This window comes from Erwinia sp. Leaf53, assembly GCF_001422605.1.
In the GTDB taxonomy this organism is placed as follows: domain Bacteria; phylum Pseudomonadota; class Gammaproteobacteria; order Enterobacterales; family Enterobacteriaceae; genus Erwinia.
The window spans coordinates 224414-247696 of record NZ_LMLK01000001.1; the positions used below are offsets into that span (position 1 = coordinate 224414).

Annotated in this window: 19 protein-coding genes; 8 read left to right on the forward strand and 11 right to left on the reverse strand. The window is 61.2% G+C overall.

All coding sequences use genetic code 11. The features are described from left to right. Window positions 1-107: 107 nt before the first annotated feature. The 3 genes from parC to ftsP all read left to right on the forward strand — a co-directional run bounded on the left by parC (window position 108) and on the right by ftsP (window position 4746). Window positions 108-2378 carry a DNA topoisomerase IV subunit A gene (parC, locus tag ASF13_RS01000; RefSeq protein WP_056231468.1) on the forward strand — a complete coding sequence of 757 codons (2271 nt, stop codon included), beginning with the start codon at window positions 108-110 and terminating at the stop codon, window positions 2376-2378. A 107-nt stretch (window positions 2379-2485) separates the two neighbouring features. After that, a complete protein-coding gene (locus ASF13_RS01005; RefSeq protein ID WP_056232309.1) occupies window positions 2486-3223 on the forward strand; it encodes a 1-acylglycerol-3-phosphate O-acyltransferase in 738 nt (245 codons plus the stop codon). Window positions 3224-3330: 107 nt separating this feature from the next. Then, on the forward strand, window positions 3331-4746 hold the full coding sequence (gene ftsP / locus ASF13_RS01010; protein WP_056231471.1) for a cell division protein FtsP: 1416 nt from the start codon (window positions 3331-3333) through the stop codon (window positions 4744-4746). Between the two features lie 173 nt (window positions 4747-4919). On the opposite strand, the gene dkgA is transcribed toward ftsP, so the two are convergent. Both dkgA and yqhD read right to left on the reverse strand, forming a co-directional pair. Beyond that, window positions 4920-5744 carry a 2,5-didehydrogluconate reductase DkgA gene (dkgA, locus tag ASF13_RS01015; protein ID WP_056231472.1) on the reverse strand — a complete coding sequence of 275 codons (825 nt, stop codon included), beginning with the start codon at window positions 5742-5744 and terminating at the stop codon, window positions 4920-4922. A gap of 89 nt (window positions 5745-5833) precedes the next feature. Continuing rightward, complete coding sequence (yqhD, locus tag ASF13_RS01020; protein ID WP_056231474.1) at window positions 5834-6991, reverse strand: alcohol dehydrogenase; 1158 nt, start codon at window positions 6989-6991, stop codon at window positions 5834-5836. 171 nt (window positions 6992-7162) lie between these two features. Here yqhD and ASF13_RS01025 point away from each other — a divergent pair, with 171 nt between their 5' ends. After that, the gene (locus tag ASF13_RS01025) at window positions 7163-8062 is read left to right on the forward strand and encodes an AraC family transcriptional regulator (RefSeq protein ID WP_056231477.1); all 900 of its coding nucleotides are present in this window, start codon (window positions 7163-7165) and stop codon (window positions 8060-8062) included. A gap of 88 nt (window positions 8063-8150) precedes the next feature. On the opposite strand, the gene ASF13_RS01030 is transcribed toward ASF13_RS01025, so the two are convergent. Together ASF13_RS01030 and metC are read right to left on the reverse strand one after the other, a co-directional pair. Beyond that, on the reverse strand, window positions 8151-8810 hold the full coding sequence (locus ASF13_RS01030) for a DedA family protein (protein WP_056231479.1): 660 nt from the start codon (window positions 8808-8810) through the stop codon (window positions 8151-8153). A 119-nt stretch (window positions 8811-8929) separates the two neighbouring features. Further along, a complete protein-coding gene (gene metC, locus ASF13_RS01035; protein WP_056231482.1) occupies window positions 8930-10117 on the reverse strand; it encodes a cystathionine beta-lyase in 1188 nt (395 codons plus the stop codon). Between the two features lie 255 nt (window positions 10118-10372). On the opposite strand from metC, the gene exbB reads away from it, so the two are divergent. Together exbB and exbD are read left to right on the forward strand one after the other, a co-directional pair. Continuing rightward, complete coding sequence (gene exbB / locus ASF13_RS01040) at window positions 10373-11107, forward strand: tol-pal system-associated acyl-CoA thioesterase (protein ID WP_056231487.1); 735 nt, start codon at window positions 10373-10375, stop codon at window positions 11105-11107. Window positions 11108-11112: 5 nt separating this feature from the next. Then, on the forward strand, window positions 11113-11538 hold the full coding sequence (exbD, locus tag ASF13_RS01045) for a TonB system transport protein ExbD (protein WP_056231488.1): 426 nt from the start codon (window positions 11113-11115) through the stop codon (window positions 11536-11538). A 67-nt stretch (window positions 11539-11605) separates the two neighbouring features. Here exbD and ASF13_RS01050 read toward each other — a convergent pair whose 3' ends face one another. The 6 genes from ASF13_RS01050 to ASF13_RS01075 form a co-directional block, all read right to left on the reverse strand. Beyond that, window positions 11606-12922, reverse strand: a complete 1317-nt coding sequence (locus tag ASF13_RS01050; protein WP_056231490.1) for an MFS transporter — start codon at window positions 12920-12922, stop codon at window positions 11606-11608. A 143-nt stretch (window positions 12923-13065) separates the two neighbouring features. Continuing rightward, window positions 13066-14043 carry a spore coat U domain-containing protein gene (locus ASF13_RS01055; RefSeq protein WP_056231491.1) on the reverse strand — a complete coding sequence of 326 codons (978 nt, stop codon included), beginning with the start codon at window positions 14041-14043 and terminating at the stop codon, window positions 13066-13068. Beyond that, window positions 14040-16508 carry a fimbria/pilus outer membrane usher protein gene (locus tag ASF13_RS01060; protein ID WP_056231493.1) on the reverse strand — a complete coding sequence of 823 codons (2469 nt, stop codon included), beginning with the start codon at window positions 16506-16508 and terminating at the stop codon, window positions 14040-14042. Before ASF13_RS01060 ends, ASF13_RS01055 begins: the two co-directional genes overlap by 4 nt. 3 nt (window positions 16509-16511) lie before the next feature. Beyond that, window positions 16512-17225 (reverse strand): molecular chaperone, encoded by a 714-nt coding sequence (locus ASF13_RS01065; protein WP_233208974.1) that lies wholly within the window; start codon window positions 17223-17225, stop codon window positions 16512-16514. Between the two features lie 28 nt (window positions 17226-17253). Beyond that, window positions 17254-17700: a spore coat U domain-containing protein gene (locus ASF13_RS01070; protein ID WP_082502263.1), complete on the reverse strand. Its 447-nt coding sequence runs from the start codon at window positions 17698-17700 to the stop codon at window positions 17254-17256. Between the two features lie 107 nt (window positions 17701-17807). Beyond that, window positions 17808-18392: a spore coat protein U domain-containing protein gene (locus tag ASF13_RS01075; RefSeq protein WP_056231502.1), complete on the reverse strand. Its 585-nt coding sequence runs from the start codon at window positions 18390-18392 to the stop codon at window positions 17808-17810. Between the two features lie 543 nt (window positions 18393-18935). On the opposite strand from ASF13_RS01075, the gene ASF13_RS01080 reads away from it, so the two are divergent. Continuing rightward, on the forward strand, window positions 18936-21062 hold the full coding sequence (locus ASF13_RS01080; protein WP_056231505.1) for a bifunctional diguanylate cyclase/phosphodiesterase: 2127 nt from the start codon (window positions 18936-18938) through the stop codon (window positions 21060-21062). Between the two features lie 131 nt (window positions 21063-21193). Further along, a complete protein-coding gene (locus ASF13_RS01085; protein ID WP_056231508.1) occupies window positions 21194-22642 on the forward strand; it encodes a PLP-dependent aminotransferase family protein in 1449 nt (482 codons plus the stop codon). Here ASF13_RS01085 and ASF13_RS01090 read toward each other — a convergent pair. Next, entirely contained in the window at window positions 22639-23124 is a 486-nt protein-coding gene (locus tag ASF13_RS01090; protein ID WP_056231511.1) for a YlaC family protein, read from the reverse strand. The two genes, ASF13_RS01085 and ASF13_RS01090, sit on opposite strands and share 4 nt — an antisense overlap. Window positions 23125-23283: the final 159 nt, after the last annotated feature.

Genomic DNA, 23283 nt, shown 5'->3' on the forward strand with positions numbered 1-23283 from the left:
ATCGGTGCAGAGCCCCGGCGAATAAGGTACTATCCTCGCCAAACAAGGCTTGTGTGGCACGCAACCCGCTGTAAGCACTAACGCCCGGATGTGAGGAAAACAGATACATGAGCGACTTGACGCAGGACGGCGCAGAGCGCCTTGCCCTGCATAAATTTACGGAAAACGCCTATCTCAACTACTCCATGTACGTGATCATGGACAGGGCGCTTCCCTATATTGGCGATGGCCTCAAGCCGGTTCAGCGCCGCATCGTCTATGCCATGTCTGAGCTGGGGCTGAACAACAGCGCAAAATTTAAGAAGTCGGCGCGTACCGTCGGTGACGTGCTGGGTAAATATCACCCGCACGGCGACAGCGCCTGCTACGAAGCGATGGTGCTGATGGCGCAGCCGTTCTCCTACCGCTACCCGCTGGTAGACGGTCAGGGCAACTGGGGTGCGCCGGATGACCCGAAATCCTTCGCCGCCATGCGTTATACCGAGTCACGCCTGTCGAAATACGCCGAAGTGCTGCTTGGCGAGCTGGGGCAGGGCACGGTTGACTATATTCCAAACTTCGACGGCACCATGCAGGAGCCGAAGATGCTGCCGGCGCGGCTGCCGAATATTCTGCTGAACGGCACCACCGGTATCGCGGTCGGCATGGCCACCGATATCCCACCGCACAACCTGCGCGAAGTGGCCAAAGCGGCGATGGCCCTGATCGACAGCCCGAAAACCACGCTGGATGAGCTGCTGGATATCGTGCAGGGGCCGGACTACCCGACCGAAGCTGAAATCATTACCCCGCGCAGCGAAATCCGCAAAATTTACCAGAGCGGGCGCGGATCGGTGCGCATGCGCGCGGTGTGGAAGCGTGAGGATGGCGACGTGGTGATCACCGCGCTGCCGCACCAGGTCTCCGGCGCGCGCGTGCTGGAGCAGATCGCGGCGCAGATGCGCAACAAAAAGCTGCCGATGGTCGAAGACCTGCGCGACGAATCCAACCACGAAAACCCGACCCGCCTGGTGATCGTGCCGCGTTCTAACCGCGTCGATATGGATCAGGTGATGAACCACCTGTTTGCCACCACTGACCTGGAGCGAAGCTACCGCATCAACCTGAATATGATCGGGCTGGATAACCGTCCGGCGGTGAAAAACCTGCTGGAGATCCTCAGCGAGTGGCTGGTCTATCGCCGTGATACGGTGCGCCGCCGCCTCAACTACCGGCTGGAGAAGGTTGAGAAGCGTCTGCATATCCTGGAAGGCTTGCTGAAGGCATTCCTCAATATCGACGAGGTGATCCATATCATCCGCAGTGAGGACGAACCGAAGCCGGTACTGATGTCGCGCTTCGAACTGTCGGAAACTCAGGCGGAAGCAATCCTCGAGCTGAAACTGCGCCACCTGGCGAAGCTGGAAGAGATGAAGATCCGCGGCGAGCAGGCCGAGCTGGAAAAAGAGCGTGATTACCTGCTGGGCGTACTCGGCTCCGACCGTAAGATGAACACGCTGCTGAAGAAAGAGCTGCAGGCCGACAGCGACGCCTACGGTGACGATCGCCGTTCTCCGCTGCGCGAGCGCGAAGAGGCGAAAGCGATCAGCGAAACCGAGCTGGTACCGTCAGAGCCGGTAACCATCGTGCTGTCACAGATGGGCTGGGTGCGCAGCGCCAAGGGCCACGATATCGACCCGACCGGCCTCAGCTATAAGGCCGGCGACACCTTCCTTGCCGCCGCGCGCGGCAAGAGCAATCAGCCGGTGGTGTTTATCGACTCCACCGGCCGCAGCTACGCGCTGGACGCGGTTACGCTGCCGTCCGCGCGCGGCCAGGGCGAGCCGCTGACCGGCAAGCTGACGCCGCCACCGGGTGCGGTGATGGAGCAGGTGCTGATGGCGCCAGACGAGCAGAAGCTGCTGATGGCCTCGGATGCCGGCTACGGCTTCGTCTGTACCTTCAGCGACCTGGTATCGCGCAACCGCGCCGGTAAGGCGCTGCTGGCGCTGCCGCAAAACGCGCGGGTGATGAATCCGCAGGCGATTAACGGCGACGAGCTGCTGCTGGCAATCACCGCCGCCGGCCGCATGCTGATGTTCCCGGTGGCCGATCTGCCGCAGCTGGCGAAAGGCAAGGGCAACAAAATTGTCTCAATCCCGTCGGCGGAAGCGGCCTCCGGTGAGGACAGGCTGGCCTGGCTGCTGCTGCTGACGCCGGAAAATGCCATCACCCTGCACGTCGGTAAGCGCAAGCTGACGCTGAAGCCGGCTGACCTGCAGAAGTTCCGCGCCGAGCGCGGCCGCCGTGGCACCCTGCTGCCGCGTGGCCTGCAGCGTATTGACCGCGTGGACGTTGACGGGCCGGCGCGTCCCGCCCGAGACGACAGCGAAGAGTAACCCCGTGATTGCCGGCTGACGTTAGCGCCAGCCGGTATTTAATCCGCGGCGTGCCTGCCGCCGTGGCCCGCCGCAATATGCTGTCCGCAAGCCATTATGAGGTTATTATGCTGTCTGTTTTACGTATCATCGTGGTGGTGATTTACTCCATCCTGGTGTGTGTATTTGGTTCGATCTGGTGCCTGTTCAGCCCGCGCAATCCGCGTCACGTGGCGACCTTTGGCCATCTGTTTGCCCGCCTGGCACCGGTGCTGGGCCTGAAGGTGGAACACCGTAAACCGCAGGGTGCAGAAAATTTCCCCAATGCGATCTACATCTGTAACCACCAGAACAACTTTGACATGGTCACCGCCGCCGGTATCGTGCAGCCGACCACCGTCACCGTTGGTAAGAAGAGCCTGCTGTGGGTGCCGCTGTTTGGCCCGCTCTACTGGCTGACCGGCAACCTGCTGATCGACCGCGAAAACCGCGCCAGCGCCCACGGCACCATTGGTGAGCTGGTGGCGCAGTTTCAGAAGAAAAAGATCTCCTTCTGGATGTTCCCGGAAGGCACCCGCAGCCGCGGGCGCGGCCTGCTGCCGTTTAAAACCGGTGCCTTCCACGCCGCCGTGGCGGCGGGGGTGCCGATTATTCCGGTGGTGGTCTCCAACACCCACGATAAAGTGAAATTTAACCGGCTGAATAATGGTCTGGTGATTATCGAAATGCTGCCGCCGGTGGACGTGAAGGCGTTTGAAGGTCAGTCGGTGCGCAAGCTGGCCACCCACTGCCGCGAGCTGATGTCGGATAAGCTCGACGAGCTTAACGCCGAAGTCGCCGCGCGCGAGGCGGCCGGCACCCGCTAGGGTCAGCGCGCCCTCACGCAGGCTATCGGCCGCAGGCGCGCCGGGCGCAAATCGGGAAAATGGATTATGGCCGCTCCGGCGGCTGTTTTTTGGCTAACGGAGTGGTTATGTCTTTCAGTCGTCGTCAGTTTATTCAGGCCTCCGGCCTGGCACTCGCCGCCTCGGCGCTGCCGTTAAGCGCCCGCGCCGCCGGGCAGGGCACGCCGTTGCCGGTACCGCCGCTGATTGAATCAAAGCGCGGGCAGCCGCTGTTCCTGACCCTGCAGCGCAGCCACTGGTCGTTTACCGGTGGCAGCAAAGCGCAGGTGTGGGGCATTAACGGGCTGTATCTCGGCCCGACGGTGCGGGTGTGGAGCGGCGATGATGTGAAGATCATCTACAGCAACCGGCTGAATGAGCCGGTGTCGATGACCGTCAGCGGCCTGCAGGTGCCCGGCGCGCTGATGGGCGGCGCGGCGCGGCTGATGTCGCCCGGCGTGGACTGGGCGCCGGTGATCCCGATTCGCCAGGCCGCCGCCACCTGCTGGTATCACGCCAACACCCCTGGCCATATGGCGCCGCACGTCTATAGCGGGCTGGCGGGCATGTGGCTGGTCGAAGATCAGGTCAGTAAGGCCTTACCAATCCCTAACCACTACGGCGTCGATGATTTCCCGCTGATCATTCAGGATAAACGACTGGATAACTTCGGCACGCCGGAGTACGACCCGCCCTCGTCGGGTGGGCTGGTCGGCGATACGCTGCTGGTTAACGGTGCGCAGAACCCTTACGTTGAGGTCTCCCGTGGCTGGGTGCGCCTGCGCCTGCTCAACGCCTCTAACGCCCGCCGTTATCAGCTGCGCATCAGCGACGGCAGGCCATTTAACGTCATCGCCAGCGATCAGGGCTTCCTGCCCGCGCCGGTGGCGGTGCAGCAGCTGTCGCTGGCCCCCGGCGAGCGGCGTGAAGTGCTGGTGGATATGTCGCAGGGCGATGAGGTGTCGATTACCGCCGGTGAAGCAGCCGGGCTGGTGGATCGGCTGCGCGGCTTCTTCGAGCCGTCGAGCATCCTGACCTCCACGCTGATCCTGAACCTGCGTCCCACCGGGCTGCTGCCGCTGGTCACCGACAACCTGCCGATGCGGCTGCTGGCGGATCAGATGATTGAGGGCAGCGTCAGCCGCACCCGTGAATTCCGCCTCGGGGATGATACCGCCGGGATTAACGGCGCGGTGTGGGACGTGAACCGCACTGACGTACAGGCCCAGCAGGGCAGCTTTGAGCGTTGGATGGTGCACGCCGATACGCCGCAGGCGTTCCATATTCAGGGGGTGATGTTCCTGATCAAACGGGTTAACGGCGCGCAGCCGATGGCGGAAGATCGCGGCTGGAAAGATACGGTGTGGATTGACGGCGACGTGGAGCTGTTTGTCACCTTTACCCAGCCCTCCTCTGAACACTTCCCGTTCCTCTACTACAGTCAGACGCTGGAGATGGCCGATCGCGGCAGCGCCGGGCAGATGGTGGTGCAGCAGACGCTGTAAACCGTTATCGGGCGCAGGGCAGGTGAGCGTATCGCAGGCGATATCAGCCGTCGCTTACCCCTGGCAGCGCCAGGCGCTTAATGAGTGGCGCAGGCCATTTAGCGGTGGCAGGACTGTTCAGGATAAAGGCGGAGCCGTTTTCGGCCCCGCCTTTTTCTTTAAGCCGGAGCGGCTTAGTTCAGCTCTTCCGGGTCCGGCCCCAGCCGGTTGCCGCTGTCCAGCGCGGCAATTTCGCTCATCTCTGATTTTTCCAGACGGAAGTCGAACACGGCGAAGTTCTCGGCGATGCGCGACGGCGTGACCGATTTCGGGATCACCACCAGGCCGCTGTCGAGGTGCCAGCGGATGACGATCTGCGCGGCGGTTTTGTCATACTTCTGCGCCAGCCGTTTGATCACCTCCTGCTCAAACACGCCTTTGCCGCCCTGTGCCAGCGGGCTCCACGACTCGGTCTGGATCTGATGCAGCGCGTTCCACGCGTGCAGCGTGCGCTGCTGCAGCATCGGGTGCAGCTCGATCTGGTTAACCACCGGGCTGACGCCGGTCTCCTCGATCAGCCGTTTCATGTGCGGTTCATTAAAGTTACAGACGCCGATGCTTTTGGTCAGCCCCTGCTCCTGCAGCCTGATCATCTGCTGCCAGGCCTGCACGTAGCTATCCTTTTGCGGGCAGGGCCAGTGCATCAGATAAAGATCGACGCTCGGCAGCTGCAGTTTTTTCAGGCTGGTTTCCAGCGCCCGTTCTGCGTTGAGCTGGTCATCGTTCCACAGTTTGGTAGTGACAAAGATGTCGTCGCGCGCCACGTCGGTCTCCTGCAGCGCCTGGCCGATACCCTCCTCATTTTTATAGATGGCGGCGGTATCAATCGAACGGTAGCCCACCTGCAGCGCGGCGACGGCCGCCTGGCGCGCTTCATCAATGCTGGCCTGCCACACGCCCAGCCCAAGCTGGGGAATGTGGTTGCCGTCGTGCAGTTTAATGATCGGTTGCTCTGCCATACAGTCTCCTTAGCGATAGCGGAAAAACCGGCGCATCGGCACCGGTCAATAGCGGTAAGTCTAGCCGAAAAGGCAAAAACCGGCGGGGATTAGCGTGCGTCGAGGTAGATCTGTCTGCTGACCGCCAGCGTAATGTCCTGGCGCTCGCCCAGCGCCGTCAGCCCTTTCTGCTCCAGTTTCAACAGCAGCTGCGGGATTGACGAGCCGTCAAGCTGGTAGTCCGCCATGCGCGTGGCGAGGCCCATCCGTTCGAAGAAGTCGCGGGTGGCGGCGATCGCGCCGTCGATGCGCTGCTGCTCGTCGCCGTCCTCCAGCCCCCAGATGCGCGAAGCAAACTGCAGCAGCTTCTCACGCTTGCCTTCGCGCTGGATGTTCAGCAGCGACGGCAGCACGATGGCCAGCGTCTGCGCGTGGTCGATGCCGTGCAACGCGGTCAGCTCGTGGCCGAGCATATGGGTAGCCCAGTCCTGCGGCACGCCGGCGGCGATCAGCCCGTTGAGCGCCAGCGTTGCCGTCCACATAATATTGGCGCGCACGGCGTAGTTCTCCGGCTCGGCCAGCGCACGCGGCCCCTCTTCCAGCAGCGTCAGCAGCAGGCCTTCCGCAAAGCGATCCTGCACCCGTGCGTCGACCGGATACGTCAGATACTGCTCGACGATGTGCACAAAGGCGTCGACCACGCCGTTGGCAATCTGCACCGGCGGCAGGCTGTAAGTGTATTCCGGGTCGAGGATGGCAAAGCGCGGATAGAGCAGGTTGTTGCGGAACGACTGCTTATCCTGGGTAGCGCGGCGGGTGATCACCGCGCTGCGGTTGGCTTCGGAACCGGTGGCTGGCAGGGTCAGCACCGAGCCAACCGGTAACGCTTCGCGGATCTCCGCGCCGCCGGTCTGCAGAATGTGCCACGGGTCCTGCGGATAAAACGCCGCGGCGGCGATAAACTTGGTGCCGTCCAGCACCGAACCGCCGCCTACCGCCAGCAGGAAGGTGATTTTCTCGCGCTGCACCTGCGCCACCGCCAGCATCAGCGTTTCATAGCTCGGGTTCGGTTCAATGCCGCCAAATTCGCTGACCTCAAAGCCAGCCAGCGCCTGATAAACCTGGTCCAGCACGCCGTTGCGCTTAACGCTGCCGCCGCCCCAGGTAATCAGTACCCGGCTGCCGGCGGGGATCTCGGCGGCCAGCTGGGCGACCTGGCCCCGGCCAAACAGAATGCGGGTGGGGTTGTGCAGGGTGAAATTGTTCATGGTAGGGGATCCAAATCGCTGAAGGGAGAAAAGGGTTGGCTTCATTCTGCGCAGCGCCCGCCGTTTGCTCAATGCACATTTCTGCCTGTTTCTTGCCTGATCCTCCAAAGTGCTGGAGAAACAGAGAGCGTGAGGCGATGATGCAGGGCGACATATTCAGCGGAGAGAGCAATGGACAGAGTGGCAATCTGTGAACGGCTGGCGCGCCAGGTCACCGGGCTGGTCAGCGGTAAACCTGGGGCGGTGGCGGCGGTGCCCGGCATCAGCCTGATCCACGCTGACCGCTACCGGGCCAGGCAGCCGGTGATGTATCAGCCGGCGATCGTCATTCTGTTTCAGGGGCAGAAAACCGGCTACCTCGGTAACAGCGTGTTTCAGTACGATGCCACTAAGTACCTGATGCTGACGGTGCCGCTGCCGTTTGAGTGTGAAACCTTTGCCAGCCCGGAACGTCCGCTGGCCGGGTTGTCGCTGCGGGTGGACGCGCTGGGGCTGCAGGATCTGCTGATCGACATCGGTGACGATGACGGCTTCCAGCCGGTGCCGCAGTCGAGCGGCATCCACTCGGCGCTGCTGACCGAAGAGATGCTCTGCGCCACCGAACGGCTGCTGGACGTGATGACCCGCCCGCGCGATGCCCGGGTGCTCGGCCCCGGGATCGTGCGCGAAATCCTCTACCACGTGTTGCAGGGGCCGTGCGGCGGGGCGCTGCTGGCGCTGGTGAGCCGCCAGACGCAGCTCAGCCAGATCGCCCGCTCGCTGCGGCGCATTGAGCACCACTTTGCCGACAGCCTGAGCGTCGATCTGCTGGCGGCGGAGGCCAATATGAGCGTCTCGGCGTTTCACCACAACTTCAAGGCGGTGACCAGCACCTCGCCGCTGCAGTATCTGAAGAGTTACCGCCTGCACCAGGCGCGGATGATGATGCTGCAGGAGGGGATGAAGGCCAGCGTGGCGGCGATGAAGGTCGGCTATGAGAGCGCGTCGCAGTTTTCCCGCGAGTTTAAGCGCTACTTTGGCGTCACGCCGGGTGAAGAGATGGCGCGTATGCGCCAGAGTGCGGCGTTATAACGCCGGGCAGCGGCAGGGCCTGCCGGCGAGCGTTAGCACGGTGGCCAGCCTCAACGGCCCTGCCCACCACGTGAGTTAATACTTTTAGTCAGCCTGCGCGCCGTTTGCTTTTTACCACCAGCGCCACGCTGCCAATCAGCCCGAGGCACAGCAGCACCAGCGGCAGCACCATCATGCAGGCCATCACCTGATCCTCGTGGCGTTTGATAAACGGCACCTGGCTGATGGCGTAACCCAGCGTCACCAGAATTGACACCCACAGCAGCCCGCTCAGCCAGTTAAACAGCTGGAAACGCAGGTTGCTGAGGCCGGAGATACCGGCCAGCGTGGGCAGCAGGGTCCGCACAAACGCCAGAAAACGCCCGGCCAGTAGCGCCAGCAGGCCGTGGCGGTTAAACATTGACCATGCGCGCTGATGATAGTGCGCGGGAAGGTGCAGCAGCCAGCCTTTAACCACCCGGGTATTGCCCAGCCAGCGCCCCTGCAGATAGCTCAGCCAGCAGCCGAGGCTGGCGGCGACGGTAAGGATCACCATGGTCGGGATAAAGCCCATCACTCCTTTGGCCACCATCGCCCCGGCCAGCAGCAGCAGGCTGTCGCCGGGCAGAAAGGCGGCCGGCAGCAGGCCGTTTTCCAGCAGCAGCGTGGCAAACATCACGCCGTAAACCACCCAAATTACCTGCGGATTGGCCAGCGCCGCGAAATCCTGGTGCCACAGCGCCTGAACAATCTCGTGCAAAACACCCATTATGATTCCCGTTACCTGCGATTATCGTCGTATTCTACCCGCAAATGCGTTCCGGGATGTTGATCAAAGACGCGAACGGCATGCGCCGTTGCGTCTTTATTGAGGTCAGTTAAGGGAGTTTAGCCGTTCAGGCGGGTAAAACCAGCCTGCAGGTCATCAATCAGGTCATCGGCATTTTCCAGGCCGATGTGCAGGCGTACCAGCGTGCCGGTAAAATCGACGCCCCCCGCCGGGCGAATGTCCGCCAGCTCTTCCGGCTGGTTGGCGAGGATCAGCGACTCAAAGCCGCCCCACGAGTAGGCCATGCTGAACAGGCTGAAGTTGTCGAGGTACAGCGCCAGCCGTTCGGCGCTGAGCCGCTCTTTCAGCACAAACGAGAACAGGCCGCTGCTGCCGGTAAAATCGCGCCGCCAGAACTCATGCCCCTTGCACTGCGGCAGCGCCGGGTGATTGACCACCGCCACCTCATCCCGCTCCGCCAGCCACTGCGCCACGCGGATGCTGCTCTCTTCATGCTGGCGCAGGCGCACCGCCAGCGTGCGCAGGCCGCGGCTGGTGACGTAGGCGGTATCGGCATCGACCATCTGCCCCATCAGGTAAGAGTTTTCACGCAGCTGCGCCCAGCAGCGTTCATTGGCCACCGCGGTGCCGATCATCGCGTCGGAGTGGCCGACCAGGTACTTGGTGCCGGCCTGAATCGAGATATCCACGCCAGAATCGAGCGCGCGGAACAGGATGCCGGCCCCCCAGGTGTTATCCAGCATGATGATCGCTTCCGGCGCTTTGCGGCGCACCGCGGCCACCAGCCCCGGGATGTCCGGCACTTCCATCGTGATCGAGGCCGGTGACTCAAGGAATACCACGCGGGTGTTGGCCTGCACCAGGTCGCTGATGTCGGTGCCGGGGCGCGGATCGAACCAGCTGGTGGTGACGTTCAGCTTGCTGAGAATTTTGCTGGCGAAATCCTGGGTTGGTTCATAGGCACCACCGCTGATCAGCACGTGGTCGCCGGCGGCGACAAAGGCCAGAATGGCGTTGGCCACCGCCGCCGCACCGCACGGGTAGAGCACGCAGCCCGCGCCGCCTTCCAGCTCGGTCATCGCCTCCTGCAGCGAAAAATGGGTCAGGGTGCCACGGCGACCATAAAACAGCTCGCCGCTGGCACGGCCTGCGGTGGCGCGTTTTTTATCCGCCACGCTGTCAAAAACCAGCGAAGAAGCACGCTGAATAACGCTGTTTACCGATCCCTGCGTGTAACGTTTACTGCGCCCGGCGCTGATTAAGGTGGTTTCCAGTTTCCTGGTCATGGTAAGGCGGGTCCTTGTGGTCACTTTTGTCTGTTTTTTTACGTTAACACGGCTGACGCCACGGGGACATTCAGCGTCTGAGTAAGTGATAAAATTTCACAACGCAAGTGTCCGAAGCCACAGAAAGCAAAAAGTTGTTCAAAAATTGCCTTACAGAGTGTAAATAGTAATGAGAACTACTATCAATTCCCCGCTTTTTTGATATGATCCGCGATGAATTTTTCGTAATCCGTACTCAGACGTTGGAGAAACAGCGTGACAAATGATTTGATGCAGACGGACCTTTCCGTCTGGGGCATGTATCAGCATGCGGACATCGTAGTAAAAGCGGTAATGATTGGGCTGTTACTGGCATCGGTTGTCACCTGGGCCATCTTCTTCAGCAAAAGCATCGAACTCAGCTCGGCGCGCCGTCGCCTGAAGCGCGAACAGCAGCTGCTGTCCGGCGCACGTTCGCTGGACGACGCGACCAAAACCAGCGACGGTTTCAGCGCCAACAGCCTGAGCAGCGTACTGGTGCAGGAAGCGCAGAACGAGCTGGAACTCTCTGCCGGTTCTGACGACAACGACGGTATTAAAGAGCGGACCGCGTTCCGCCTGGAGCGCCGCGTAGCCGCCTTCAGCCGCCACGCCGGCCGCGGTAACGGCTTCCTCGCAACCATCGGGGCCATCGCGCCGTTTGTCGGCCTGTTCGGTACCGTATGGGGCATCATGAACAGCTTTATCGGCATCGCCAAAACCCAGACCACCAACCTTGCGGTGGTGGCACCGGGGATTGCCGAAGCGCTGCTGGCGACGGCGATCGGCCTGGTCGCCGCGATCCCGGCGGTGGTGATCTACAACGTCTTTGCCCGCCTGATCGGCAACTACAAAGCCTCGCTGGGCGACGTGGCTGCCCAGGTGCTGCTGCTGCAGAGCCGCGATCTTGACCTGGCCGCCAGCGAAGATGCTCACCGCGTTAAGTCTGCGCAGAAACTGCGGGTAGGTTAAGCGTTATGGCCATGCGATTAAACGAAGACCTCGACAGCAACGGTGAAATGCACGAGATCAACGTAACGCCGTTTATCGACGTTATGCTGGTGCTGCTGATTATCTTTATGGTCGCCGCGCCGCTCGCCACCGTTGACGTCCGCGTCAATCTGCCTGCGTCCTCCAGTGCGCCGCAGCCGCGCCCGGAAAAACCGGTGTATCTGTCGATCAAAGCGGATAACCAGCTGTTTATCGGCAACGATGCGGTGACCTCGGAGACGCTGGTGCAGGTGCTGACCCGGCAGACCGAAGGCAAGAAGGACACCACCATCTTCTTCCAGGCCGATAAAACCGTCGACTATGAAACGCTGATGAGCGTGATGGATAAGCTGCGTGAAGCGGGATATCTGAAAATTGGCCTGATGGGCATGGAAACCGTCGCGAAGAAGTAAGCGTCGGATCTAAAAAAGCCGCTAACCTGCGACAGGTAGCGGCTTTTTTTATGGCAGCAGGTCCGGGTTACGGCCAGGAAACGGCCTGTTCCGCCAGCCGGCGCGCCCGGTACTGCTTCACCAGCGGTTGGATCAGCAGCGTGCCCGCCAGCCCGCAGACGGCGGCAATGCTCAGCCAGACGCCGGGCATCGCCTTATCGCCGGTGGCGTGGATCAGGTAGCTGCAGATGGCCGGGGTAAAGCCACCAAACAGCGCGGTGGCCAGGCTGTAGGCCAGCGAGAAACCGGTCGCCCGCACGTCGGCTGGCATCACCTCGGTCAGATATACCACCATCGCGCCGTTGTAGCTGCCGTACAGGAACGACAGCCACAGCTCGGCCTCCAGCAGGTGGCTAAAGCTGGGGGCGTTCACCAGCCAGTGCAGCACCGGCCAGGCCGTCGCGATCATCAGCAGGGTAAACAGCAGCAGCAGCGGGCGGCGACCGACGCGGTCGGACAGCGCACCCATCACCGGCAGCCAGAACAGGTTAGAGACGCCGATGCACAGGGTGACGAAAAAGCTCTGCTTATCGCTCATCATCAGCACCGTTTTGCCGAAGGTCGGCGTGAAGGCGGTGATCATATAGAAGCTGACGGTGGTGGTGACCACCATCAGCATGCCCGCCAGCACCAGCGCCCAGTTTCGCACCACCGAGCGCAGCACCTGACGCAGGGTCGGATGGTGTTTACGCTGGCTGAAGGCTTCTGTCTCTTCCAGCATGCGGCGGATCCAGAACAGGAACGGCACGATTAAACAGCCGATGATAAACGGAATGCGCCAGCCCCATTCCGTCACCTGGCCTTTATCCAGCAGGTGGTTGAGCAGCAGGCCGAGCAGCGCGGCAAAAATTACCGCAATCTGCTGGCTGCCGGACTGCCAGCTGACAAAGAAACCTTTTCTGCCCTCTGGCGCAATTTCGGAAAGATACACCGACACGCCGCCCAGCTCGACCCCGGCCGAGAAGCCCTGCAGCAGCCGCCCGAGCAGTATCAGCACCGGCGCGGCCATGCCCAGCGTGGCGTAGCCCGGCATCACCGCAATGGTCAGCGTGCCCATCGCCATCAGTCCCAGCGTCAGCAGCAGACCTTTGCGGCGGCCGTGCCGGTCGATATACGCCCCGAGAATAATCGCTCCCAGCGGCCGCATCAGGAAGCCGGCACCGAAGGTCATCAGCGTCAGCATCAGCGAGGCGAAGGGATCGTCACCGGGGAAAAAGGTTTTCGCGATGGCGCTGGCGTAGTAGCCAAACACCATAAAGTCGTACATTTCCAGGAAGTTACCGCTGGTCACGTTAAAGATGGTGCGGGCGTTACCCTGGCGGGAGGGGGAGGTCACATTGTTCATCACGGCTTCCTTGTGGTTTCCCTCCGTTTTATCCCGCCCGTCACGGTTTTAATGTGATGAGGATCACCGCAGGCGTTGCGCTGGCGCACGGATAAGTAACAAAAAATTAACAATTCCAGCCGTGATTAACCGTTACTCATCGATCAGAACGACACGTCTACCGACACCGTATCGGTGTAGGAGCCCGCCACCGGCGTATTTTGTGTGGTCAGGATGCGGGCGTTAAACGGGAACACCCGGGTGATGAAGTCCGCATTGGCCGTCACTGCGCTGCTGGACTGGCGGTCGGTACCGGTTGGTCCCCAGTAGGTGGTGCCGGTGCCCTTGTAGATCTGATAGGCCAGCAGGGTACTGCCGCTGATCATATAGCGCTGGGTTCCCGTGGCGTGCTGACCGTTGGTAATGCCGACGGTATAGGTACTGCCCTTAGTGCAGACCACGGTAATATTGCCGCTGAAGGTGGTGAACTGGCTGACCAGCGGCGCGGAACCGAAGGCGATCGGCTGCGTGGTCAGGGTAGTACAGTCGTTGGTGACGATCATGCTGACCCGCAGGGTCATCGTCGTGGAGCCGGTATTCTGCGAGCCGAGCAGGCAGGCTCCGAGCAGACCGATACCGGTACAGACGTTCCAGGTCACCAGGATCGACACGTCGGTAGTATAGGTGCCCGCCGCCACCACCGCGCCGGTGCGGGTATAAAGATAAATCGGAATACCAAAGTTGACCTGGGTGCTGCCGCCGAGGTTAAGCCCCAGCAGCTTGCTGCTGTCGATGGTATAGGTGTTGCCGGTGGTCAGCAGTTCATTGGCGCAGCCGGTATCAAAACAGATGCGAAACGGGATCACATCGCTGCCCAGCCCCATTGCGGGATAGGGAGGGGAGCTGAAGGTGGTGGCGGTCCCCCTCAGGGTTATCGTATCTGCCGATAGCAGCGCGAGGATCGCACCGGGGCCACAGTTAACGTTGATGGTCGAGTTGACGGAACTGGACGTGGTGTTGGCGGCAAACGAGGTGGCAGTGCCAAAACTGGCGGTCACCGGGCTGGGCACCGTACAGACGGCCATCGCCGGTGCAGCGCCCGCCAGCAGCAGGAAGGTAACGATCGACAGTAACTTTTTCATGGTGGGTTTCCTGCAGATGACGGGGCGGGCAGTGGTGTCAGTGCGCACTTCAGCGGGCCGTAGGTGGTCAGTGAGTGCGGACGGCCTTCAGGCACCGCCAGCTGCGTGCTGCAGCTGCGGCCATCCGGCGTATCCACGCGAATCGGGTTCTGTTCGGAGAGTTTCTCCATCCATACGATGCCGTCCCAGCCGACGTATTCGGTGGCCAGCCCCGGGCGGCTGACTATTGAGCCCACCGGCAGCGGCTGGCCCGCGCCGTCATGCAGGATCACGCTGGCGGCGCGCAGCGGCTCCACCGCCATGTTCAGCAGATAGCCACTCTGCCGTTTAACCGGGAAGCGTTGTTCCACATCGCTGGCGGTCATATCGGCCGGCAGATCGATGCTGTCGATAGAGTATTTCGCCGGGTAGTAAGCGTTGACGCGCGGCACCAGCAGGTAGCCGTTGCGGTTGGTTTTCCCCATCAGCTGATTTTCATACTGCACCTTAACGCCGGGATAACCGGTCTTCACCACCACAAAGGCGTCGTTGACCTGGTTGGCGGGCAGCACCTCGCCGTCCATCAGCACCAGCGAGCCGCTGAGCTGGGCAAAGCTTGTGCTGTTCTGTTGCGTGCCGTAGTAGCCCGCGGCGGTATCAATCTGCTGAGTGCGCCAGCGCAGCGTCGCCTGGCGATAGTCACCGCCGCTGCTGCTGCCCTGCCTGGCCCAGGCGGCATCGGCGGCAAAACCGCCGTCGGTCGGCATCGCACGTGACACGTAAAAGCGCTGGGCGGTATCGCCCTGCTGATTGCGCTCCACGCTGATGCTGCCGCTGAGCAGGTCGCTGAACGGCACCGACAGCGACAGCATGCCCGACCAGTCCCCGGCCTGCATATCGCGGCTGGCGGAGAGGTACAGATTGCTGTTGCCCCATAAACTTTTGCTCCACGACAGGTTCAGCAGCCGGGTACGGTCGCCCTGGCCGCTGGTAATGTCGATCAGCGCCGCACCGAGGTTGCCATAGCGATCCAGCGTGGCGCTGGCGTTGTACTGGCCGATGCGGCGGCTCATGCTGGAAAAATAGGTCGCTGGCACGGGCTGCCCGTCGCTGACCGGCTGTGGAGAAAGGTCACGATCGTAGCGGTCGGCGAACACGCCCAGATCGCCATAACCGGCGTCGCGCAGCGTATGCTGGGTGCTGAGATTGAAGCGGTTGGCCGTGTACTGCCAGCCCCAGCTGTACTGCCGGCCACCTTCGCCCTGCAGCCGGCTGCCGCTCATCGAACCGTTCACTACCCCCAGCGATCCAACGCGCACCTGCACACCGCTGCCGGCCAGCGCCAGCGACTCTGCCCCTTCCGCATGGCTCTCCAGCGTCAGCCAGTCGGTCACGCCGTAGCGAAAGGAGCCGCTGCTGGCCGCCGGGCCGTAGTCAAAGCTCTGCAGGCCGTAGTTTTCACGCAGCGCGCCGGCGGCAAACGAGAAGTCGCTGAGGCCGCTTTTCAGCAGGTTACCGGTGACGTAGAACGGCAGGGTGGTGGTGACCTGGCGGCCCAGCGCATCGGTGGTGACCACCACCGCGTTACCTGCGCCATTAACAAACGGCATATTGGTCAGTGAGAAGGGGCCGGGCTGCACGTTACTGCTGCTGGCCTTATAGCCGTTCACAAACAGATCGACGGTGGAGGGCAGCGCCGCCTGGCCGGAAAACGACGGCAGCGGGTAGGTGATCAGGTCCGGGCGCACCGAGAAGTCACGGCCGATCTGGATGCCGCCCAGCCGCACGCTGTTGCTCCACCCGAGGGCATCGGTATACAGGTCACCGACGCGCACGCTGAGCACGTCATCTTCATTCTGGTTAGCCCACCAGCTGTCGTAGCGAATATAGCCGTTGTCGCTGTAGCCCTCCGCTCCGCTCAGGCGCTGCTGCAGGCTGCCGTTAGTGGAAAACTGGCCGTAGCCGCCGAACAGGCGTAACTCGTTCCACGCCGACAGCTGGGTGCCGCCGCCGCTGCTCTGCCGGGTGTAAATATCGTAGTTAAACAGCGCGCCGACGCTGCTGCGCGCAGCAAAGCGTGGGCCGTTGCTGAGCGGCTCGCCGAGGGTCTGCTGCGGCAGCCACGCCGCCGGAACGGTCAGCAGAATACGCTGGCTGGCCGCGTCGTAGCTGGCTTTTACCCCGTCCAGCGCCGAGACATCCACCAGACCACTGCCGAGCTTAGCTGCGGGAATACCGGCTTTTTGCAAATCCTCTGCGCGCAGCAGGTAGTGCTGGTCGCGAAATTCGACCGGCACCAGGTCGCTGCCGTCGCGGCCGTTCACCGACAGGCCCAGCATATAATTCTGTTGCTGAGTCGCCCCCATCGCTGGCGGCGGGGGTAAACCGTCGAAGGTCTCCGCGCCGGCCGGCCACGAGGGCAGGCAGCTCAGCAGCCCGGACAGCGCCAGGCCGCAGCGGTGTAAAGCCGATCGACAGATGACCATCGGCTAGCGTGAAGCGCCGCTACGCCAGTTTTTATTATTGCCGAGGCTGGCATTCAGCTCGCCGCTGGCGGAGGCAGGAACGCCGACCGGGAAGGTGTTGCTGCTGCCCGCCAGCACATAGCCAAGCAGCCCTTCCGACACCTTACGGCCGCCGATCGTCACGTCGCTAAGACGGGCGTGGCCGCTGCCGGCGTTGCTGATCTCCAGCGCGTTTTTGCCGTTCTGATTAAGCAGCCGCCAGCTCAGCTGAGGCTTAGCACTGGCCGCGCTGAGGCCGGGGCCGTAGACAAACAGCGGCACCGAATATCGCATCTGGAAGTTCAGCCCGCTGCCCTGCTGGCCCGGCTGTTTCGGCGTGGGGATCTCATCCAGCAGGATGCGATAAGCCTGCTCTTTACCGGCAGCGGGCATCACCTGACGCACCAGCCGGATCAGCTGTTTTTTGCCGGGTTCAATCCGCACCATCGGCGGGCTGGCCATCACCTGCTGCTGGGTCTGAAACTGCTCGCGGCCGCCGGCCTGCTGCCAGAGGAACACGCGCACCTGCATCAGCGTGGTATCGCTGCCGCGGTTTTCAATCCACAGTTCGGCAGCGTTATCGTCGCTGCCGATTTTCGGATCGATCGGAGAAATCAGCACCGAGTTCCCGGCAGCGACGTGCCATGAAATCAGACTGAGCACGACAAAGACAAATTTCCTGGCGAAAGAAGCGGTCATAGTCATCCTTTTAATTGCGTCCATTGCACTACCAGGTCAGCGTTACCGTTAACGTATCGCTGTAGGTACCTGCGCGGTAAACCCCGCTCAGTGACAACCGGCCGTAGACAGGTAGCGTAATATTATTGGCATTGGTCAGCGTGGGTATCGTGACGTTCTGATTCACCGGAATGGCGGTGGTCATTCCGGCATCGCTGTAAAGGGTGTAAGCCACCAAATCGGTGTTATTCGCCACCTTCAGGTTGCGGCTGGTGCCGAAATTGCTGCCGCCGTTAATGCTCATCAACAGGTTAGTTCCCGGCGTACAGGCCAGCGTCAGGGTGGCGTTTTTGACAAAGCTGGCGGTGAGCGTCGCCGTGCCAACCCCGGCGCGGCTGCCAAAATCCAGCGCCCCCATCACCCCGAGGTTGGTGCCTGATATGACGCAGCCGTTGCTGATGGTGGCGCTGACCGCCATCGGTGCCGCGGCGGGCATCGCCGCGTTGCGATGGCAAAACAGCAGCAGCGGCAGCAACAGCCCTGCACGACAGCGCCTTAACCCGCGCCCCCGTTCTGACGGCACCCTGATTTTCCAACGCTCGATCAGTAGTTAATCGCGACGGTAATGGTGTCGAGGTAGTCGCCGGCCGGGATCAGCGGGTTATTGCCCCCCTGGGTAATACGACCGTAGATCGGATAGTTGGCTCCCAGCGTTGGGCTGGCGGTACCTGACGCGGTCAGGTTAACGCCGTTAGCGATCGGCGTGGTTGATGCTTCAGACGGATAGAGCGTGTAGGCCACGGCGCGGGTGGCATCGGTCGCCGTCTTCAGATAGCGCGGCGCGGTGCTGACAAAGCCAAAGATATTGGCAACGTCGGTCGGCGCGGCATTGGCGCTGCCGGTCACCTGTACCGTCGGCGTGGCGCCGGTGGTACAACGCACGTAGATACCGTTACCCGCACTGCCGATCAGCACCGCGTTCAGGTCGGTAAAGATGGTGGTGCTGGTGCCGAAGCTCAGGGCACCTAAGTTGATATTACCGCTGGTCGGCGTCGGTGAGCCGTTGACCAGACAACCGTTGGTCAGCGTCAGGGTGACGTTAATAATCCCGTTGGAGGTGGCAGCAAAGCCCGAAGAGGCCATGCCGAGCCCAAGTGCGCAGCCCAGCAGAAAAAGCTTATTTTTCATAACCATTCCTTAATGATTAGAGTGATTAAAGTGCTTTTTCGCCTGATGAATTTTCACGTAAGCCGGGCTTAACGTGGCAATAAAAATAGATGAATGCCTGTCACTCAGTGTGTGAATCAGGTCAATAATTTCTACTACTTGAATTAACAAGTTAGCGCAATTTGACTTAACTATAGAACAGTCTGTAAGCGGGTGTGAAGAAGATTCTCAAAAATTTATTTAAGTGTTAACGCTTTAAAATATAAAGAAAGCTTCGGTGTTGTGTTGCCTGGTAAAAAAAAATCAAGATTTATCTGATACCGGTCTAGGCTATTGAGAGGGGGGGTGATAAGGTTCCCCGACGAAAAAACTCTTTTAATAAACATGATGAATTATCGGGTTTTAGTCTGGCCCCTCATGACCTTCTTTGGTGCTATTCGCCACTAAGGATTCACCGGCCTGCCGGCCGACGCCAAATGACCCGGTGAACCGCTCTGAAGAATTACATTAGCAAAATTAATTTATACTGAGTCAGGAAATGGCTTCTGCTTCCAGGATTTTCACATGCTCATGAGTTCCTACGACCAGCTACTGGTTACTGTTTCTTTTATTGTCGCTATTCTGGCCTCGTATACCGCGCTGGATATGGCTGGCCGGGTCGCGACGTCGACCGGGAAAGTGGCAAACGTCTGGCTGGTGGGCGGCGGTTTTGCGATGGGCATCGGCATCTGGGCAATGCACTTTATCGGCATGCTGGCGATGAGCCTGCCGGTGGAGATGAGCTATAACGCCCTGTTGACCGGCGTGTCGATGCTGATCGCCGTAGCAGCATCGATGTTTGCCCTGTGGGTGGTCTGTTATGGTGAGCTGCCGTGGTACCGGCTGGCCGGTGGCGCGGTGATTATGGGCAGCGGCGTGGTGGCGATGCACTACACCGGCATGGCCGCGCTGATGGTCGAACCGGGTATTGTCTGGCACTGGGGCTGGGTGGCCGTGTCGGTAATGATTGCCTTTGGTGCCTCTGGTGCCGCGCTGTGGCTGGCCTTTCACCTGCGGCTGAAAATGGGCTACCTGACGCTGAAGCGCGGCGGCGCGGCGGTGGTGATGGGCCTGGCGATCGCCGGTATGCACTACACCGGCATGGCCGCCGCCAGTTTCCCGATGGAGAGCCACACGGCCCATCTGGGGGTCAACAGCAGCTGGCTGGCGATCCTGGTGATCGTGGTCACGCTGGCGGTGCTGGGGATCACCCTGCTGGTATCGATGCTCGACGCGCGGATGCAGGCGCGTACCTCAGTGCTGGCCTCATCGCTGGCCGAAGCCAACCGTGAGCTGGCCCAGCTGGCGCTGCACGATAACCTGACCCGGCTGCCGAACCGTATTCTGCTGGAAGACCGGCTGGACCAGGCGCTGAATAAAGCCACGCGGGAAGACTCTAAGTTCGCGCTGATGTTTATGGATCTTGACGGTTTCAAGGCGGTCAATGACGCCTTTGGCCACCATATAGGTGACAGCCTGCTGATCGCCGTCAGCGAACGGATGAAAGAAAAGATGGACGGCCACCATACGCTGGCGCGGCTCGGCGGCGATGAGTTTGTGCTGCTGATCGAAATCGACGATCCGAACGATGCGGCCACGGTTGCCGATGCGCTGGTCAAGGCGGTGGAAGCGCCGTTTGATATCTCCCGCTATGAGCTGGTGGTGTCGCTCAGCATCGGTATCGCGGTGTTCCCGGGGGACGGAGCCGATGAGCGCGAGCTGATGTTTAACGCCGATGCCGCCATGTACCACACCAAGAATAACGGCCGTAACGGTTATACCTTCTTCCAGCCGTCGATGAATACCATTGCCCAGAGCCAGCTGCAGCTGATTAACGATCTGTGGCTGGCACAGGAACACCGCGAGCTGCGCCTGTTCTACCAGCCGAAGTTCTGTGCGCCCAGCGGGCCGGTGATCGGCTTTGAGGCGCTGCTGCGCTGGCAGCATCCGCAACGCGGCCTGTTGACGCCTGACGTGTTCCTGCCGCTGGCGGAGAAAACCGGCCTGATTATCAGCATCGGCAACTGGGTGATTGATGAAGCCTGCCGTCAGCTGCGCGAGTGGCATCTGCAGGGCAATACCCAGTGGTCGGTGGCGGTCAACCTGTCGGCGCTGCAGTTCGAGCAGAGCGGGCTGGTGGAGACGGTGGTGGCGGCGCTGCAGAAACACCAGATCCCGGCGGAACTGCTGACGCTGGAGGTCACAGAAACCACCGCGATGCGCGATCCGGACGAAAGCGTGCGCATCCTCACCCGGCTGACCGGGCTGGGGGTAAAAGCGTCAATTGACGACTTTGGCACCGGCTACTCCAGCCTGCTGTACCTGAAGCGACTGCCGGCAAGCGAGCTGAAAATCGACCGCGCGTTTGTCCGCGAGCTACAGGCGCAGACGGAAGATGCCACCATCGTCACCGCCATCGTTGCCTTAGCACAAACCCTCAACCTGAAGGTGGTGGCGGAAGGGGTGGAGACGGCGGAACAGCAGGATTTCCTCACCAGCCTCGGCTGTAACACCCTGCAGGGTTACCTGCTCGGGCGGCCGATCCCGGCCGATCGGGTACCGGAACTGGCGGATTATGTCAGTAAAGACGCCAGCCCTGCGGCGAATAACGCCGCCGGTGGGCTGGCCGCCAGCCGGCAGGGCGCACGCTGACCGGTGCTTCCCACAGGTGCCGCGTCTGGCTGCGGCCTGCGGGAACGTTCCCGCCTGCACGGGTTGATTTACTGTCAACGCGCTGCAACCTATAATAGTTCTCCAATTCCTGCATCTGGCCTGTAACAGTCGTGGCAAAATATGAGCAGCTGGTGGCGCAGATTCGCCAGCAAATTGAGAGCGAAATCTGGCTGCCGGGGGAAAAACTGCCCTCGCTGCGCGAGCAGGTGGGCCTGAGCGGCGTGAGCCTGATGACGGTGATGCACGCCTACCAGGTGCTGGAGAGCCAGGGCTGGATCCAGTCACGCCCGCAGTCCGGCTACTACGTGGCGCCGCGCGCCGCATTCCTCAGCCAGCCGGTCAGCCATCAGAAGCTGCAGCTGGCGGAGTCGGTGGATATCAACGCCTTTATTTTCGATGTATTACAGGCCAGCCGCGATCCGCACATCATCCCCTTTGGCTCCGCCTTCCCTGACCCCGAGCTGTTTCCGCAGCGCCAGCTGATGCGCGCGCTGACCACCGTTTCGCACAGCATGAAGGCGGTGGACGCGCTGCACAATCTGCCACCCGGCAACGAGGCGCTGCGCAAAACGCTGGCGCAGCGCTATGCGCTACAGGGGGTGCAGGTGACGCCGGACGAAATTGTCATCACCAACGGAGCGATGGAAGCGCTGAACCTTAGCCTGCAGGCGCTGACCGAGCCGGGTGACTGGGTGGCAATTGAAAACCCGTCCTTTTATGGCGCGCTGCAGGCAATCGAGCGGCTGAAGCTGAAGAGCGTGGCGATCGCCACCGACCCGCAGAACGGCATCGATCTCGACGAACTGAGCCGCGCGCTGCAGCGCTGGCCGATCAAGGCGTTGTGGATGATGAGCAATCAGCAGAACCCGGTTGGCTGCACCCTGAGCAAAGCCCGCAAGCAGCAGCTGGTGGCGCTGCTGGCGCAGCATAACGTGGCGCTGATTGAGGATGACGTCTACAGCGAGCTCTATTTCGGCGCGGAGAAGCCGCTGCCGGCCAAAGCCTTCGACCGCGATGACAACGTGCTGCACTGCTCGTCGTTTTCGAAAAACCTGGTGGCCGGCTTTCGCGTCGGCTGGGTGGCCGCCGGAAAACATGCCCAGCGCATCCAGCGGCTGCAGCTGATGAGTACGCTGTCAACCAGCGCCCCGATGCAGCAGGCGCTGGCCACCTACCTCGGCACCCGCAGCTACGATCTGCATCTGCGCCGCCTGCGGCAGGTACTGGAACAGCGTAAAAATCTGGCGCTGCTGTCGCTGAAGCGCCATCTGCCCGACGGCGCGCGCATCAATGAGTCGCGGGGGGGCTACTTCTTATGGATTGAGCTGCCGGGCGGGGTGAATACCACCCAGCTGTACTACCGGGCGTTAGAGCAGAACATCAGCATTGCGCCGGGTAAGATGTTCTCATCCAGCGAGCAGTACGCGAACTACTTCCGCTTTAACACCGCCTGGTGGCAGGAGCCACACGATGCGGCGGTCGCGACGCTGGGCCGGCTGATCGTCGAACTGATCGCCGGGCCGGCGGCGTTACCGCCCGGCACGCGGGCAGGGGGTTAGACCGCGGCGGCGCTCTTCTGGCCCCAGGTCAGGCGGAACACGTCGTAAAAGTCGACTTCGCCCTTTTTGGTCAGCAGTTTATCCACGCCCTGTTTGATCTCGTCCGGCACCTTGTCGTTGTTAAGAATATCGCTGATCGCCTGCGGCGACAGGGTGCGAATGTAGTACCACTCGCCGTAATAGCAGACGCGAATATCGCTGACGTTGTCGATATCCTCGAAGCGGTATTTCGGCGTCACGTCCAGCAGCATCAGGCCGCTCATCAGTACGATAAACAGCGTCGCGCCCCAGAAGGCCGGCCAGCCGAGAAAGTCGGTGGTAAAGATCAGCGCGACGGTCAGAATGTAGCAACCGTACATCGATGCCCACAGGCCCGGGTGTTTTTTCAAAAAGCTGAAGCTGAAGCGCGGTTTGTTATCGCGTTGCTCGGCGCGATTCAGGCTATCAATCTCGCGCAGCAGAATTTTTTTGACTTCTTCCATGGATTACCTCTGTTATGGAATGCGGACAGAGTGATAGTAAACGCTATTTTTGCCGGTAACAGCAGACACAGTTCACGTTTATCAGGCTATAACAGTTTGGTGAACGGGTGAAAGAGTAGCTGTAAAAGTGCCCGGCGTGTAAACTTGGCTGCCCCGCAG